Raw genomic sequence first — 16,751 nt, 5'->3', positions numbered from 1 at the left:
GTCCGGGCCATCAGCGCTGTCTGTAATCGGTGTTCGTGATTGAACGGATCAGTGGGCGTGGTCCCCACGATCGTGTTCGTACGACAGTCCGACCAGAGCTACCAGGCCGAGTACGGCACCGAACGGGAAGATCCACCAGCCCATGGCGATTCCGTAGAACGCCACAGCGGCCGCACCGGCACACGCGATCGGCCACCAGCTCCAAGGGCTGAAGAAGCCATAGTCCGCATCTGCATCGGAGATCTCTGCATGCTCATTATCCTGCGGCTGGCGACCGACCCGACGGTCTGTCAGCCACAGGTAGACGCCGATCATCAAGGACATCGCACCGACGAGGAGCAATGCTGGGAATCCGACCATCTCAGCGAAGTCCGTGTAGAACCCATAGAAGACTCCAACGGCTGCGAAGAAGATGCCACAGATCACGAAGACATAGATCGAGGATTTCACTTGACGTTACCTCCTGTGAGTTGCGGCTCTGCGGTCCCGTGCCCGGCGTACTCGAGCAGCTCCGGGTGGTTCACATCGAATGCCGGGCGTTCGGAACGGATGCGCGGCAGCGAGGTGAAGTTGTGGCGAGGAGGTGGGCAGGAAGTCGCCCACTCCAGTGATCCGCCGTAACCCCATGGGTCATCGACTGTCACCTTCGGTGCATTGCGAGCGGTGATCCACACGTTCCAGAAGAAGGGAACCATGGACAGGCCGAGGAGCATTGCGCCGACAGTCGACACCTGGTTCATCCATGTGAAGCCGTCTTGTGGGAGGTAGTCAGCATAGCGACGGGGCATTCCGTCGACTCCCAGCCAGTGCTGGACGAGGAAGGTGCCGTGGAAGCCCACGAACAGCATCCAGAAGTGAATGTGCCCCAGCTTCTCATTGAGCATCCTGCCGGTCCACTTCGGCCACCAGAAGTAGAAACCGGCGAACATCGCAAACACGACTGTGCCGAAGACCACGTAGTGGAAGTGAGCGACGACGAAGTAGGAGTCCGAGACCTGCATATCGAGAGCAGGGCTGGCCAGGATGACACCGGTGAGACCACCGAAGAGGAATGTGACGAGGAACCCGATCGACCAGACCATGGGAGTCTCGAAGGTGATCGATCCCCGCCACATCGTGCCGACCCAGTTGAAGAACTTCACCCCTGTAGGAATCGCGATGAGCATTGTCATGAAGGCGAAGAACGGCAGTGCGACAACCCCGGTGACATACATGTGGTGGGCCCACACGGTCACGGACAGTGCCGCGATCGAGATCGTCGCGAAGACCAGTTCCTTGTAGCCGAAGACAGGCTTGCGGCTGAATACCGGGAAGATCTCCGTCACGATGCCGAAGAAGGGCAGGGCAATGACATAGACCTCTGGGTGACCGAAGAACCAGAACAGGTGCTGCCACAGTATCGGTCCGCCGTTGCCGGGGCTGAAGACGTGTGATCCCAGTATTCGGTCGGCGCCCAACACGAGCAGAGCGGCTGCGAGGGGCTGGAAGGCCATCAGGACGAGGATGCCGGTGATCAGAGTGTTCCAGGTGAAGATCGGCATACGGAACATGGTCATACCTGGAGCACGCATCGTGATGATGGTGGTGATGAAGTTGACCGAGCCGAGGATCGTTCCGATCCCCTGCAGCGCCAAGCCGAGTACCCAGAGGTTGCCTCCGGCACCCGGAGTGAACGTTGTATTGCTCAGTGGCGCGTATGCGGTCCATCCGAACGAGGCCGCACCCTGAGGGGTGAGGAATCCGGACAGGGCAACGAGCGAACCGAAGAGGAACATCCAGAAGGCGAAGGCGTTGAGACGAGGGAAAGCCACGTCTGGGGCACCGATCTGCAGCGGCATGATCACGTTGGCAAAGCCGGCGAACAACGGAGTCGCGAACATCAGCAGCATGAGAGTGCCGTGCATTGTGAACAGCTGGTTGTACTGTTCCTTCGTCTCAATGATCTGCATGCCCGGATCGAAGAGCTCGAGCCGGATGATGAGCGCCATGACGCCACCGACGCAGAAGAAGATGAACGATGCGATCAGATACATGTAGCCGATCGTCTTATGGTCTGTCGACGTGATCCAGTCGACGATGACCTTTCCTTTGCTCCGAGGAACAACAGGGGCATCAAGAGCCGGCTGATTCATCGTGGCGGTCATTTTTCAGCACCTTCTTTCGGGTACCAGTTGCGATCGTACTCAGGACCGAGCTGACCCTTGTTGCCTTCGTCGCCGAGGGACTTGGTGTAGTCCTCGAACTCGGCCTTGGATACGACCTTCACGTTGAAGAGCATCTCCGAGTGGTACTCACCGCACAGCTCGGCGCACTTGCCTACGTACTCGCCTTCTTTCTCGGCGCGCAGATGCAGACTCTGGTCGTGACCAGGAATCATGTCGCGCTTCTCGAGGAATGCGGGGACCCAGAACGAGTGGATGACATCTCGTGAGCGAAGTTTGATCTCGAGGTCGGTGTCGACCGGAAGGTAGAGAGTCGGTGCCTTCTCCCCCGGCTTCTCAGAGCCATCGAGGTGAACCTGCGTACCCGCGTAGTACACGTCTTGATTGACGTAGTTGAAGTCCCACGCCCATTGTTTTGCGGCAACTTCGATGACCTGTTCACCGGGAGTGGTGTCGTCGGTGGTCTTCTCCATGACCTGGACGCTCTGGAAGAAGAATCCGAGAACCAGGATGACTGGGGTGACCGTGAACAGGATTTCGATCGGCATACTGTAGCGCAGCTGCACAGGCAGTCCGCGATCGTTCTTGCGGCGGCGGTAAGCGACCATCGCCCACAGGATGAGCCCCCAGACGATCAGCCCCACAATCAGCAGGGCGATCCATGCGCCGTTCCACAGTGAGGTGTAGGCCTCGGTGTGGTTGGTGGCGCCCTTCGATTCGGCGGGGAAGAATCCTGTGGAGACTTGCTCTTTCGTGCAGCCGGACAGCAACGCCAGTACAGCGACGGCGCCCAGAGTGCCGAGCCGCTTCGCCCAGGACCTTCCCGGTCCTGCCTGATTCGGAGAATCCACGTGCAGCCTTTCACAACCGTATTCGTCCTCCGGATGCCCGAAGGACGAATTCTTACTATGTCAGTTCCCAGAGTACCGCTACAAGCGGTAGAAATTCACATGCAAATGATCATTTGTTGAGAAAAACCTGACAACGATTCCCGCGGAGAGCGGAATCTAGCCGAGCGGAGTAGTCGAGACCGCTGATCTCCGACACGCCGAGGCTCGCCAGGTGTGACGTCTGCCACTGCGTATCGATGAGCCATCCATTCGCGTCGTCATCAGTGTCGACCGAGGTGGGAAGTGCTGGAGCCGTGGTTCCATCGAGGAGGGAGACGAGGTGGACAAGTGCGGCTTTCGAGGCGTCTCGCTGGGTGTGAAACATCGATTCTCCGGCGAAGAATGAGCCGATGGCCACACCGTAGAGACCTCCCACGAGGACGCCTTCTGATCTGACTTCGACAGAATGAGCCCATCCCCCTGAGTGGAGGCCCAAGTAGAGGCCGATGATGTCTTCGGTGATCCAGCTGCCGGGCCTGCTGGGGTCCGCGCAGGCGCGAATGACCCGTTCGAAATCCATGTTTACGCTGAATTCAAAGCGGCGCATGGACTTGCGCAGACTCTTGCTGACTTTGAGGTCCCCTGGGAACAGCACACCGCGACGTCGCGGTGCCCACCATCCCATTCGACCGGTGCCGCCGCTGCCGATGCCCATGGGGAACAGTCCGGCCCGATACGAAGAGAGGACCTGGGGCTGCGTTGCCGTGTATGACACGGCGCGCAGATCCTCCAGGTCCATCTCGGTGACTTTCAGGTCTGTTTCAGTGGGCGGACATCAGTGGAACGAGTCGCCGCATGCGCAGGAGCCGCCAGCGTTCGGGTTGTCGATCGTGAAGCCCTGCTTCTCGATGGTGTCAGCGAAATCGATGGTCGAGCCGCCGAGGTAGGGCACGCTCATCCGATCCACGATGACCTCGACTCCGTCGAAGTCACGCACAGCGTCACCGTCGAGCTGACGCTCGTCGAAGTACAGCTGATAGATCAGACCAGAGCAGCCGCCGGGCTGAACGGCCACACGCAGTCGCAGGTCGTCGCGACCTTCCTGCTGCAACAGGCTGCGCACCTTGTCGGCCGCCGTGCTCGACAGTTCAACCTCGTGCGTGGCCATCGCTTCGTTCGTCACAGTCATGGTTACTCCTTATTTCGATCCTGCCTGTCTCCAGGCTACACCGCGCACAACGCTATCGACGATGAACCTATTCCCGAGTCGCCCTCAACCCGCTGCCAGTTTCTGCAGAAGAAGCGCTTCGGCCACGATTGCCGCCTTGAAATCGGGCAGGTACAGCGACTCATTCGCGCTGTGTGCCCTGGCGTCCGGGTCTTCGACTCCGGTGACGAGGATTGAGGCCTGGGGGAACACCTCGAGGAGATCGGCGATGAAAGGGATCGAGCCGCCGATGCCCATGGTCACGGACTCCTGCCCCCATGCTTCGGTGAGGGCGCGTTGGGCGGTCTGCACCACGGGATCGTTCGCGTCTGCCTGCCATGGGCTGCCACCCTCCGTGTCTCCGATGGTGAGGGTGGCGCCGAAGGGAAGATTGTCACGCAGGTGCGCTTCGACTGCCTGGGCCGCGTCCTCGGGTGTGTCTCCTGGGGCCAACCGGATCGACAGCTTTGCCCGCAAGCTGGACTGGAGAGTGTTCGAGGAGACATCGACGTCGGGGATGTCGAGTCCGATGACGGTGATCGCAGGCTGGGTCCACAGTCGGGAAGCCAGGGATCCGGAACCGATGAGTGAAGTCGATTCCAGAACACCGGAGTCGGAGCGGATCGTTGACTCTTCGTAGTCGATGTCGCTGTCGATCTGTGACTTGAGTCCTTGGACGGCAACGGAGCCGTTCTCATCGTGGAGGCTGCTCAGCACCCGCGTCATGGCCAGCATCGCGTCGGGGACGATTCCGCCGTACATTCCCGAATGCACCGCGTGATCGAGTGTGGAGATCTCGAACTCGATGGCGCACATGCCCCGCAGGCTGGTTGTCAGAGCTGGAGTGCCCGCCGCCCAATTCCCGGAATCGGCAACGACGATGACGTCGGCAGCAAGTTTGTCCTGGTAGGTCTCCAGGAAGTTGCGGAAGCTCGGGCTGCCAGCCTCTTCCTCGCCTTCAATGAAGAGTCTCACCCCTACGCCGAGGCGGTCTGCCAGGAGCCGCAGCGATGTGAGGTGGACCATGACGCCGGCTTTGTCGTCGGCGGCCCCACGACCATAGAGACGATCCCCGACCCGGGTGGCGATGAAGGGTTCGGTCTCCCAAGCTTCGGGCTTGCCTGGAGGCTGGACGTCGTGGTGAGCGTAGAGCAGTACGGTCGGTGCACCTGCTGGAGCCGGCACCGAGGCGACAACTGCCGGGTACCCGTCCGTTCCGTCCTCCTGTGCCGCGCTCAGGATGTCGACGTGAAGGCCCAGATTGCGGGCGAGGCCGGCGACTGCTTCGGCGCTGGCTTGAACGTTGGCGGGATCGAAGCTCGGCCAGGCGACCGAGGGGATCGCCACGAGATCGGTCAACTGGTCGATGACCTCGTCGAAAATAGTGTCGAGTTCGGCATGCAATTGTGCACTGTCCAGTGCAGAAGTCGATTCGCTCATTCTCCAAAGGTAGTATTCATTAGGTGTTCGGAAGCAAAAAATCTCATGAGGATGCGCAATCCTCCGACAATCGACCGGTGAACGATGACGGTTCACACCCTGGTGCTGCCACGCAGCGTGAGGCTGAGCAGAAGAAAGGACGACCGACGCCCAAGCGCAGTCAGCAGGAATCGGTGCGTAAGCAGCCGCTGGTTTCGAAGGATCGCAAGGTGGCGAACCAGAGGGCCAAGGAACAGACGCGCAAGGACCGCGATCGTGCCCGCATCGGCATGATGAACGGCGAAGAGCAGTACCTCACACGCCGCGACAAAGGTCCCCAGCGTCGCTATGTTCGCGACTACATCGATGCTCGCTTCTCAATCGGTGAGCTGTTCATCCCCGCCGCGATTCTGATCTTGGTTGTGGCATTCACGCAGCCGGTCGCCATTCAGCAGTACTTCACCTACGCGGTCTGGGGCCTGCTGGCGTTGGTCATCCTCGACGGTGTCATCGTCAACTACATCCTCAAGGGACGGTTGAAAGCCAAGTTCGGAACCGTCGAACGAGGCCTGGCCTTCTACGCGATCATGCGCAGCGTCCAGATCCGTCCGCTGCGCATGCCGAAGCCTCAGGTCAAGCGCCGCCAGTACCCCGAGTGAGCAGAGTCCGCGCCCGCCTGGCGCGGATGATCCGTCCGGGCCAGAACGGTCCGGAGTAGATCATCTCCGAATAGGACTGAACAAGATCAGCGCCCGCCGCAAGTCGGGCGCTGATGTCATTGGAATCAGCGATTCCGCCGACCGAGATGATGCTCAAGTTCTCGCCCACGGTGGCCTTGACCAACCGCAGGACTTCCATCGACCGGCGAGCCAACGGTCGGCCCGAGATTCCACCAGCCTGGCCGCGAGCGAAGTCAGCTTCCCGACCAGTCAGCACGTTCCGATCGATCGTGGTGTTGGTGGTGATGAGGCCATCGACACCCGAACGCACCGCGAGATCACAGATCTCAACGACATCGTCGTCATTGAGATCGGGTGCGATCTTGACCAGCAGCGGCACATGACCGAGCGTGGAACGAGGAGTTCTCACCACCTCGGCGGCGGCAGAGCGCACGGCGTCGATGATGGGCTCCAGACTCGACACAGACTGCAGGTCACGCAGACCCGGAGTGTTCGGCGAACTCACATTGATGACGAGGTAGTCAGCCAGAGGCGCACAGAACCGCGCTGAACTCGCATAGTCCTCGACCGCATCGGCAGCGTCGACGACCTTGGTCTTGCCGATGTTGATCCCGATGATCGGGCGCTGGGCATCAGGCAGGGAGACAATCGACCTCCGCTGCTTTTCGATGTTGAAAGCAGCCTGCCGGGCACCCTGGTTGTTGAAGCCCATCCGATTGAGCAGCGCAAGATTGTCCCGCAGACGAAACAGTCGAGGCTTGTCATTGCCGGGCTGAGCATGAGCGGTGATCGTGCCGACCTCGATATGGCCGAAGCCCAGCGCAGACAGCGCGCGAATCCCTTCACCGTTCTTGTCGAAACCAGCTGCGAGTCCGAGGCGATTGGGGAAGCGCAGGCCCAGCACATCCACCTCATCGCGGGTGCCGCGGGCCAGAACCAAACGCAGCAGACGTCCCAGACCAGGGACGGAGTCGAGGATTCTCAGCGCTGTGAACGACACATGATGTGCGCGTTCGGCATCCATGGGGGCGAAGAAGAGTTTGAAGATAAGTGAGTACACACCTCCAGAATATGTCAGGTGAAAGATCGGCCGAAGGGCGGCACGGTTCACAGACAGAGGGAATTCACACAGTTCCCTGTTCAGAACGGTCACCGTTATCCATCCCCCGTGAAATGGCATTAGGATCGATTCAACGTTCAAAGACGATGAAAGGGAATATATGCCCAGTGCATCCACGCCCACCAGCTACTCTTCGACCACACTCGTGAAAGCCACCGCTTCCGTTCTGGTGTTGGGAGTCGCTGACGACAAGGTCCTCGGCCTCGACACTGCGAAAACCGCACGCACCGCTCTGGAGGACGTGGTCCGCGCCATCGAATTCAGCGGCAAGGCCGGATCCACCGCACGAGTAGCCGCGCCCAAGGGCTTCTCCTCGACGAGCATCCTGCTGGTCGGTCTCGGCGCCTTCGACTCCACAGCATCCGGCAATGACGCCGCAGCGAAGTCGCACGAAGTCCTCCGCCGCGCCGCAGGCAGCGCCCTGCGTGCCCTCGACGGTGTGGATTCGATTGCTGTGGGCCTGCCGGCCATCACCGCTCAGGCAGTCGAAGCCGTCACCATCGGTGCGGGCCTCGGCGCCTACCGCTTCATCGACTACCGCAGCCAGGACGCAGACAAGGTGCCCGGAGCGGTCACCATCCTCGGGCCCAAGAGCAAAGAGCACTCGGCAGCACACTCCAACGGCGCGATCATCGCCGCAGCGACGAATCGTGCTCGCGACCTCGTCAATACCCCTCCCCTCGATCTCTACCCCGAATCCTTCGCCCAGCGCGTCAAGGATCAGGGCAAGGAACGCAAGCTCAAAGTGAGCGTCCTCGGCGAGAAGGAACTCCAAGCCGGTGGATACGGTGGACTCATCGGTGTCGGCCAGGGATCAACCCGCGGCCCGCGTCTGGTCAAAGTCGAATACTCCCCCAAGGGTGCCGAGCGTCACGTGAGCTTCGTCGGCAAGGGCATCACCTTCGACTCCGGCGGCATCTCCCTCAAACCCGCAGCGAGCATGGAGGACATGAAGTCCGACATGGCCGGTGCGGCAGCCGTCGTCCAGGCCCTGTTCGCCATCGCAGACCTGGGACTGCCAGTCCGCGCGACTGCCTGGCTGCCCCTGGCTGAGAACATGCCGGGATCATCGGCTACTCGTCCCAGCGACGTGCTGCATATGCGCAGCGGCAAGACGGTCGAAGTCACCAATACCGATGCCGAGGGCCGCTTGGTCCTCGCCGATGCGTTGGCAGACGCCAGCGCAGAGAATCCTGATCTGCTCATCGACGTGGCCACACTGACAGGTGCGCAGGTCGTGGCTTTGGGCAATCGGACGTCCGGCGTCATGGGCGCTGAGGCTGCACGCAATCTCGTGACCGCTTCAGCCGCGGTTGCCGGCGAAGAGATGTGGGCAATGCCCATCCCCGAGGAGATGCTCTCCGGTTTCGACTCCAATGCCGCGGATCTGAAGAACTCCGGTCCCCGCCACGGCGGTATGCTCGCGGCCGCCGCATTCCTCCAGGAATTCGTCGGCGAGGACGCGAACTGGGCACACATTGACATCGCCGGACCGAGCTTCAACACCGGGTCCGCATTCGGCTACACCCCGGTCGCCGCCACCGGCGCGGCAGTTCGGACCCTCATCCAAGCAGCGAAGCAGGTGAACTGACACACCAGATTTCTACATGCTGTCGATCTTGACGTGATCATCGCCACCTGTGTCCAAACAGACAGCGTGTGCTTTCGCCCTTGGCGAGAAAAGTGGAAAGATAGAAGGAAAGCTGCGTAAGGCAGGCTTATTCACAGCTACGAGGAGTAATCCGTGAGTGACTCATTGACCTACGACCTTGTCGTTCTGGGCGGCGGAACCGGCGGCTACGCCGCCGCGCTGCGCGCTGCAGAGCTCGACATGAAGGTTGCTTTGATCGAACGCGACAAGGTTGGCGGCACATGCTTGCACCGCGGTTGTGTTCCGACGAAGGCGCTTCTGCATGCTGCAGAAGTCGCTGACACAGCGAAGGAATCGTCCAACTTCGGCATTGAGGTCGAATTCAAGGGCATCGACATCGAGAAAGTTCTCGACTACAAGAACAATGTCATTTCTCGCAACTATAAGGGCCTGCAGGGTCTGGTCAAAGCACGTGGAATCGACACGTACTTCGGCACCGGCAAACTCGTCGGCAAGGACACGGTCGAGGTCGAAGGTGAAGACGGCAAGCACACCGTCACCGGCACGAATGTTCTCCTGTCGACGGGTTCGACGTCGAAGACCATCGGCCTCGACATCACCGAGCGTGTGATCACGAGCACCGAAGCTCTCGAGCTCGACAAGGTACCCGGCTCAGCGATCGTCCTCGGCGGCGGCGTCATCGGCGTCGAGTTCGCCAGCGTGTGGTCGTCGTTCGGTGCCAAGGTCACCATCGTTGAGGGACTCAAGCACCTCGTGGCCAACGAGGACGAGACGATCTCGAAGAACCTCGAACGTGCCTTCAAGAAACGCAAGATCGGCTTCAAGCTCGGCACCATGTTCAAGGGCGTCGAAGAGACCGCCGACGGAGTCAAGGTGACTCTCGAAGACGGTTCGGTCCTCGAAGCCGAGTACCTCCTCGTTGCTGTCGGCCGTGGCCCGGTCACCGACGGGTTCGGCTTCGAAGAGCAGGGCATCCCTATGGACCGCGGATTCGTCCTGGCCAATGAGCGGCTCCACACCGGCGTCGGCAACATCTACGCCTGCGGCGACATCGTTCCCGGCCTGCAGCTGGCCCACCGTGCCTTCGGTCAGGGAATCTTCATCGCCGAGGAGATCGCTGGACTCAACCCGGTTCCTGTGTTGGAATCCGGTATTCCTCGCGTGACCTACTGCGAACCTGAGATCTTCTCTGTCGGACTCTCGTCCAAGCAGGCCGAAGAGCAGTATGGAGCCGACAGCGTCGAATCCATCGAATACAACCTGGGTGGCAACGGCAAGTCCGTGATCCTGAATACCACGGGTCTGATCAAGGTCATCCGTGAGAAGGACGGACCCGTCGTCGGCGTCCACGGCATTGGCGCTCGACTGAGCGAACAGGCCGGCGAAGCCCAACTGATCGTCAACTGGGAGGCATTCCCAGAGGAAGTTGCGCAACTCATTCACGCTCACCCGACGCAGAATGAAGCACTCGGCGAGGCCCACCTGGCCCTTGCCGGCAAACCCCTGCACTTCCACTCTTAAGATCCGAGGAGACGAAAGACATGTCGAATTCCGTGCAGATGCCGGCTCTCGGTGAGTCGGTGACCGAAGGAACAGTCACCCGCTGGCTGAAGTCCGTCGGTGAAGAAATCGAAGTAGACGAGCCGTTGCTCGAGGTGTCGACCGACAAGGTCGACACGGAGATCCCCAGCCCGTACGCAGGTGTTCTCGAGAAGATCTTGGCCGACGAAGACGATGTCGTCGAAGTCGGTGGAGACCTTGCCTACATCGGCGACGGCAGCGGATCCGATTCCGCAGACTCGACCGAGGCGCAAGACTCCTCCGATGAGGACTCGTCCGAACCAGCCGAGGAATCGGAGCCCGCAGCGGAAGAGGAAGCCGTGGAGACAGCCTCTGACTCCACAGACGAATCGGCTGCTGAAGCACCGGCCTCGTCGGGTTCCGAAGGCGAAGGCACCGAGATCACCATGCCAGCGCTTGGTGAGTCCGTGACCGAAGGCACCGTTACTCGGTGGCTCAAAGAGGTCGGCGAAGAGGTAGAAGTCGACGAACCTCTGCTCGAGGTGTCCACCGACAAGGTCGACACAGAGGTCCCCTCCCCAGTGGCAGGAACAGTTCAGGCACACCTGGCCGAAGAGGACGAGACCGTCGAGGTCGGAGCACCGTTGGCTCGCGTCGGCTCGGGCGCTCCCGCCTCCTCCGACTCGGGATCCTCCGATTCGGAGTCGGCTGAGGCAGAGTCTTCCGCCGCTGAAGAAGAACCTCAGGAGGAAAAGGCTCAGGAAGCCCCTGCTGAGGAACCACAGGAAGAAGCACCTGCCGAGGACGAGAAGTCCGCACCCGCAGATGAAGCGCCGAAGCAGGAGACCTCTGCCCCTGCCGCGTCGAAGCCTGCCGCGGCGAAGTCCGAGAGCCCAGCATCTGCTCCCGCCGCTGCTGACACCGTTGGTGAGAATGCCGCATATGTGACCCCTCTCGTGCGGCGTCTGGCACGCGATGAGGGAGTCGATCTGAGTTCGGTCACCGGCACCGGTGTGGGCGGACGCATCCGCAAGCAGGACGTCGTCGCCGCGGCCGCGAATCGTGGTTCGGCAACGTCGGGTTCGGCAGCTCCGGCAGCCGGCGGCGCCAAGGCACCGTTCAAGCTCGAGATTCCCGAGGAGGCTGCGAAACTTCGTGGCACCACGGAGAAGGCTTCGCGCATTCGCCAGACGATTGCCAAGCGGATGAGCGAGTCCCTCGATGTATCGGCTCAGCTGACCCAGGTGGTCGAGGTCGATATGACTCAGGTCGTGAAGCTGCGCAAGGCCAACAAAGAAGCCTTCCAGTCAAAGCACGGCTCGAAGCTGACCTACCTGCCGTTCTTCGGGAAGGCCGTCGTCGAGGCGCTCAAGCAGCACCCGAAGGTCAACGCGCAGTACGATCTGGAATCTCAGCAGATCACGTACTTCGATCATGAGCACCTGGCGATCGCGGTGGACACCCCTCGGGGACTCCTCGTGCCTGTGATCAAAGACGCTGGCGACCTGAGTATCGCCGGGATCTCGAAGTCCATCGACGATGTCGCGGACCGAACTCGCAACAACAAGATCATGCCTGATGAGCTCTCGGGTGGAACGTTCACCATCACCAATATCGGTTCGGTGGGAGCTCTGTTCGATACTCCGATCATCAATCAGCCGCAGATGGGCATTCTGGGCACCGGTACGATTGTGCGACGTCCGATCGTCGTCAAGACTGCAGACGGGGAAGAGTCCATCGCCATCCGCGACATGGTCTACCTGCCGTTGACCTACAACCACCAGTTGGTTGACGGTGCGGATGCAGGACGATTCCTGCAGACGATCAAGGCGCGTCTGGAAGAAGGCAACTTCGAGGCGGACCTCGATCTCTGATATGTATCAGGAGCAGTTCCTGTGGTGAGTCGCCAGACTCTCCAGGGAGATGGGAAGGCCGGTCACTGATGTGGCCGGCCTTTCTCATCCCTTCAGGCCTCTCCCAATCAACCGACGATCTCCGTGACTGCGAGAATCTTCCATGCACTGCCATGGGGCACCAACTCGAACTCGACGTGGGTGGGCTCGAACCCTGCCTCCTTCCCTTCGGCCGTGACGCTCGTCGACATGCGGGCCCGGACCAGGATGTGGTTGTCCGTCTGTTCTCTGACGACTGGATCGTCCAAGTCGATCGCATAGTCGTTGCCGACGAAGGCGTGGAGGTCGAGCAGCTCATCGGCCGCTGCTGCTGAGGAGTCGGGGACGGTCAGATTCGCTAAAGCCTGCTCATCACCGGCGCTCAACGCATCCGAGCGCTTTCGGCAGAGGTCATCCAGCAGCGCAAGGATCTGGCTGTCCGACATTCTCCCGGCATCCCTGTCCGACATTCTCCCCGCATCGCTGTCCGGCTCACGCGTTCCCGGCACGGAGCCCTCTGCCGAAGACGGCACCGAGTCCTCTGGCGAACTCACCGAGGCGGCGGTTCCCTCCGTGCTCCACGTCCTGACCATGACGGCCCCGCCGAGGATCGTTACGAGAACTGCGATGAGAGCCCAGGCTCGCAGCCCGGTCGTCGGCTTCTGTGGTCGTCGTTCCACACTCGGCAGCCGATCCAGCAGACTGCGACAGCCCTCACCGAACGTTGATGACAGACGAGTCAGCCGGTTTGGACTCATTCGGCCTCGGTGACGTCCCCGGCTCCGCCTGGGAACACCTTCTCGGCTGGCTGCCCGCAGCCGGCTTGCGGTGCCTGTGGCCTCGTTCCGACCTGGGGTCATCGCGGTATCGGGCCGACGCACGGGCGTGGGTGACTTTGCTGCTCGCAATCGGGCCGTCAGGGCCTTTCCTGGGTCGAGGTCGGGTTCAGCAGGAAGCAGCGGGAGCGCACTGGCGGCGCCGGTTCGACGCAGTGCCGCGCTCACCTCGTCGAGGGTGTCATTGAGACCGGAGACAGCACACGAGTCGCCCAGCAGCTGTGCGACCAATGTCTGCAGCGGCTGGGAACAGCCGTCCAAGGCGACGGAGACCGGAAGGGGACTCTGCTCCCACGGACGACCGTGCGCTGCGTGAAAGAGCATCTCTCCGACCGCGAATCGGGTCGAAGCGGGTGAGGTCCGGCTGATTCCGGGAATGATCCGGGGGTGGCCATCGGCATCGAGGCCGATGCTATCGAGGCAGAGACGAGATTGCGCATGGCTGCTCCCCTGCAGCTCGTCGACGATGCCGAGGAAGAGCGTGGCCAACTCCCCTTCCACCAGCCCCTGGTAGGAACGGACAGCGTCGAGGACGAGTCCGCCGGCAAGCGGTTTCACGAGGAGAAGGGAGGTAGAGCCGGTAGGCAGATCGACTTCGGCGATGCCGAGAGCATCCGGATGATCTGCGTCGAAGCCGCCATGGGCGACTCCCCAGAGCGTCTGCCCCTGAGCATTCACCAGTCGATGAATGTCGTCAGAGATCGGGGCTTGGAGTTCCCACGTCATTGTTCGTCATCTCCGTCGATGGATTGCGCGGCATTTATAGCGCGATATGATTCGATTTGACTGTATTTAATAGTGTTTGATGTCTCGATCTATGTCAATAGGGTCAGAGCGCCCAAAGGTGTTGAGGCTCATCTTCAGTGAAATTGAACCCCCGGGTGAAGGGACATAGTCTGGAGGCATGCCTCTGGTCACCGAAACACTGGGCTTCGCACCCGTTTACTCGGACTACCTGCGAACCTGGGACTTGCAGAAGAAGTATCACGAAGAAGTGCTCGCTGGGGATCGCAGATCAACGATTCTCCTGCTCGAACACCCGCCGGTCTACACTGCGGGAAAACGTACGGAAGACCATGAGCGGCCGACCGACGGCACAGAGGTAGTCGATGTCGACCGTGGAGGGAAGATCACCTGGCATGGGCCGGGTCAGCTCGTCGCCTACCTCGTGTACAAGCTCAATGACATCAAAGAGGTCAGACTGTTCGTCTCTCAGCTCGAGGATTCGATGATCGAACTTCTCGCTGAGTACGACATCGAAGCCACGACCATCGAGGGGCGCGCGGGTGTTTGGATCCTCGGAGACGGAACCCGCCGTGACCGGAAGATCGGCGCAATCGGCATCCGCATCCACGAGGGCGTGACCATGCACGGTCTGGCACTGAACTGCAGCAATGACCTCGACGCATACGAATCGATCATCGCCTGCGGGATCACGGACGCCGACACCACGACCATGAGTGCAGAACTCGGACGAAGCGTGACACCTGAGGATGTCGCGAACCGCCTTGACGAGATCCTGCACCACCACATCACAGCCTAGGAGAATTGACGTGACCATAGCGCCAGAAGGCCGTCGCATGCTCCGTGTCGAAGCACGGAACTCAGAGACGCCGATCGAAGACAAGCCCGCCTGGATCAAGGCAAAGGCCCATATCGGCCCCGAATACACGTCTCTGAAATCACTGGTTCGCAAGCAGGAGCTGCACACTGTCTGCGAAGAAGCCGGCTGCCCCAATATCTTCGAATGCTGGGAAGACCGCGAAGCGACGTTCCTCATCGGCGGCGAACAGTGCACACGACGCTGTGATTTCTGTCAGATCGATACAGGCAAGCCTGCCGATTTCGATGCCGATGAACCTCGCCGTGTGGCAGCCTCCGTCGGAGAGATGGGCCTGCGCTATTCGACGATCACCGGAGTTGCCCGCGACGACCTCGACGACGGCGGCGCATGGCTGTATGCCGAGACCGTACGTCAGATCCACAATCTCGACAGCACCGATGGAAGCGGTACGGGCGTCGAACTCCTCATCCCTGACTTCAATGCTGAACCCGATCAGCTGGCCGAGGTCTTCTCCTCACGTCCGGAGGTGCTGGCTCACAATGTTGAGACTGTCCCCCGCATCTTCAAGCGGATCCGTCCGGCCTTCCGCTACGAGCGGTCACTGTCCGTGATCACCCGGGCACGCGAGGCCGGCCTCATCACGAAGTCCAACCTCATGCTGGGCATGGGTGAGACGAACGACGAGATCATCGAGACTCTGCGTGACCTGCACGCGGCTGGGTGCGATCTCATCACGATCAACCAGTACCTGAGGCCCTCCCCGCGCCACCATCCCGTCACTCGATGGGTCAAGCCGGCCGACTTCGTGATGCTGCGCGATGCCGCACAGGACATCGGATTCTCAGGCGTCATGTCCGGCCCCCTGGTGCGTTCCTCATACCGTGCCGGCCGCCTGTGGGCGACCGCTATGCGCCACCGTGGGGAGCAGATCCCCGCCCACCTGTCCCACCTTGACAAGCACACTCCTGCCAAGCAGGAGGCTCAGGCCGTTGTGGATACATTCGGTCCGGGCGAAGAGGTAGACTTGACTGCTGAGCAATGAGAGCGCTCGGGGCCCGGCCCCGACGCCGATACGCCATTCAAGAGCAAGTGAGAGCATGAGCGAAGAACCGCGCAAGGGACTTTTCCGCCGGAAGCCCAAGGACCCGAACAAGAAGCCAGGGCGTCTGGCACAGATGAAGCAGGTCTACGAACTGTCGGCCAAGCACAACAAGGCCACCCCGTGGCTGTTGGCCGCGGCGATCCTCGGCTGCACGCTCCTCGGCCTGCTGGCCGGACTTCTGTTCGGCGGAGCGGTCTTCACAACGATCCTCGGCTTCATGGTGGGTCTGCTGCTCGGCATGTTCATGCTCGGCCGGTTTGCCGAAACCGCAGCTTTCGCACAGATGGACGGACAGCCCGGAGCCTTCGGCGCCGTCCTCAACACCGCCCGCCGCGGTTACCTGATGGACGACAAGCCCATCGCCATCGACCCCAAGAGTCGCGACCTTGTGTTCCGCTCGACCGGTCGTGCGGGAGTCGTTCTGCTCAGCGAAGGACCGAAGGGTCGCAGCGCGAAGCTGCTGGCCAAGGAGCGGAAGCGCCACGAGCGCATTCTGCCCAACGTCCCGGTTCACACGTTCCAGGGAGGCAACGAGGATGGCCAGCTGAAGATGAAGCAGGTCGTGCCGGCTGTGCAGAAGCTTCCGCGCAAGCTCAATAAGAACGAAGTGCTTGCCGTGCGCAATCGCCTCGCCGCTCTCGGCACTCAGGGGACTCGTCCTCCGATCCCGAAGGGCATTGACCCGAACAAGGCTCGCCCGAACCATAAGGCGATGCGCGGACGCTGATCTCTGCGTTCACCCATCGACACACTGCAGCGGTCCACACCGACGCACTGCAGCAGTCGCAGTAAGGGCAGTGGGGCAC

At 61.1% G+C, this 16,751-nt stretch carries 15 protein-coding genes; 7 read left to right on the top strand and 8 right to left on the bottom strand.

The annotated features are described in order from the left end of the window. Positions 1–48 precede the first annotated feature (48 nt). The 6 genes from ACE03M_RS05930 to ACE03M_RS05905 form a co-directional block, all read right to left on the bottom strand. Positions 49–450 (bottom strand): cytochrome c oxidase subunit 4, encoded by a 402-nt coding sequence (locus ACE03M_RS05930; RefSeq protein WP_485933138.1) that lies wholly within the window; start codon positions 448–450, stop codon positions 49–51. Beyond that, entirely contained in the window at positions 447–2,144 is a 1,698-nt protein-coding gene (ctaD, locus tag ACE03M_RS05925) for an aa3-type cytochrome oxidase subunit I (RefSeq protein WP_143921629.1), read from the bottom strand. Before ctaD ends, ACE03M_RS05930 begins: the two co-directional genes overlap by 4 nt. Beyond that, complete coding sequence (gene ctaC, locus ACE03M_RS05920; RefSeq protein WP_143921628.1) at positions 2,141–3,013, bottom strand: aa3-type cytochrome oxidase subunit II; 873 nt, start codon at positions 3,011–3,013, stop codon at positions 2,141–2,143. The genes ctaD and ctaC overlap by 4 nt, the downstream gene beginning before the upstream one ends. A gap of 109 nt (positions 3,014–3,122) precedes the next feature. Then, positions 3,123–3,791 carry a leucyl/phenylalanyl-tRNA--protein transferase gene (aat, locus tag ACE03M_RS05915; RefSeq protein WP_485933137.1) on the bottom strand — a complete coding sequence of 223 codons (669 nt, stop codon included), beginning with the start codon at positions 3,789–3,791 and terminating at the stop codon, positions 3,123–3,125. 36 nt (positions 3,792–3,827) lie between these two features. Next, positions 3,828–4,181 (bottom strand): HesB/IscA family protein, encoded by a 354-nt coding sequence (locus ACE03M_RS05910; RefSeq protein WP_101618722.1) that lies wholly within the window; start codon positions 4,179–4,181, stop codon positions 3,828–3,830. An 84-nt stretch (positions 4,182–4,265) separates the two neighbouring features. Next, the gene (locus tag ACE03M_RS05905; RefSeq protein WP_485933136.1) at positions 4,266–5,639 is read right to left on the bottom strand and encodes a M20/M25/M40 family metallo-hydrolase; all 1,374 of its coding nucleotides are present in this window, start codon (positions 5,637–5,639) and stop codon (positions 4,266–4,268) included. Positions 5,640–5,716: 77 nt separating this feature from the next. Between ACE03M_RS05905 and ACE03M_RS05900 the strand changes: the two genes are divergently transcribed. Further along, a complete protein-coding gene (locus tag ACE03M_RS05900; protein ID WP_235347010.1) occupies positions 5,717–6,277 on the top strand; it encodes a DUF3043 domain-containing protein in 561 nt (186 codons plus the stop codon). Here the strand turns inward: ACE03M_RS05900 and ACE03M_RS05895 are convergent. Next, positions 6,252–7,358, bottom strand: coding sequence for a quinone-dependent dihydroorotate dehydrogenase (locus tag ACE03M_RS05895; RefSeq protein ID WP_485933135.1), 1,107 nt, complete (start codon positions 7,356–7,358; stop codon positions 6,252–6,254). The genes ACE03M_RS05900 and ACE03M_RS05895 overlap by 26 nt on opposite strands. Positions 7,359–7,518: 160 nt before the next feature. Between ACE03M_RS05895 and ACE03M_RS05890 the strand changes: the two genes are divergently transcribed. The 3 genes from ACE03M_RS05890 (at position 7,519) to sucB (ending at position 12,425) form a co-directional block, all read left to right on the top strand. Next, on the top strand, positions 7,519–9,009 hold the full coding sequence (locus ACE03M_RS05890; protein WP_485933134.1) for a leucyl aminopeptidase: 1,491 nt from the start codon (positions 7,519–7,521) through the stop codon (positions 9,007–9,009). A gap of 153 nt (positions 9,010–9,162) precedes the next feature. Then, on the top strand, positions 9,163–10,551 hold the full coding sequence (lpdA, locus tag ACE03M_RS05885) for a dihydrolipoyl dehydrogenase (protein ID WP_204235617.1): 1,389 nt from the start codon (positions 9,163–9,165) through the stop codon (positions 10,549–10,551). Between the two features lie 20 nt (positions 10,552–10,571). Continuing rightward, positions 10,572–12,425: a 2-oxoglutarate dehydrogenase, E2 component, dihydrolipoamide succinyltransferase gene (gene sucB, locus ACE03M_RS05880; RefSeq protein ID WP_485933133.1), complete on the top strand. Its 1,854-nt coding sequence runs from the start codon at positions 10,572–10,574 to the stop codon at positions 12,423–12,425. 107 nt (positions 12,426–12,532) lie between these two features. Here the strand turns inward: sucB and ACE03M_RS05875 are convergent, their stop codons facing one another. Then, a complete protein-coding gene (locus ACE03M_RS05875; RefSeq protein ID WP_485933132.1) occupies positions 12,533–14,005 on the bottom strand; it encodes a serine/threonine-protein kinase in 1,473 nt (490 codons plus the stop codon). A gap of 178 nt (positions 14,006–14,183) precedes the next feature. Here ACE03M_RS05875 and lipB point away from each other — a divergent pair, with 178 nt between their 5' ends. The 3 genes from lipB to ACE03M_RS05860 are packed head-to-tail and all read left to right on the top strand — an operon-like array spanning position 14,184 to position 16,672. Then, the gene (lipB, locus tag ACE03M_RS05870) at positions 14,184–14,822 is read left to right on the top strand and encodes a lipoyl(octanoyl) transferase LipB (RefSeq protein ID WP_143921619.1); all 639 of its coding nucleotides are present in this window, start codon (positions 14,184–14,186) and stop codon (positions 14,820–14,822) included. A 10-nt stretch (positions 14,823–14,832) separates the two neighbouring features. Next, complete coding sequence (lipA, locus tag ACE03M_RS05865) at positions 14,833–15,885, top strand: lipoyl synthase (protein WP_143921618.1); 1,053 nt, start codon at positions 14,833–14,835, stop codon at positions 15,883–15,885. Positions 15,886–15,940: 55 nt separating this feature from the next. Then, positions 15,941–16,672, top strand: a complete 732-nt coding sequence (locus ACE03M_RS05860; RefSeq protein WP_143921617.1) for a DUF4191 domain-containing protein — start codon at positions 15,941–15,943, stop codon at positions 16,670–16,672. Positions 16,673–16,751: the final 79 nt, after the last annotated feature.

The organism is Brevibacterium sp. AGC70 (assembly GCF_057334195.1).
The sequence above is the reverse complement of the archived record's forward strand: the minus strand, read 5'-3'. Positions and strand labels throughout refer to the sequence as shown.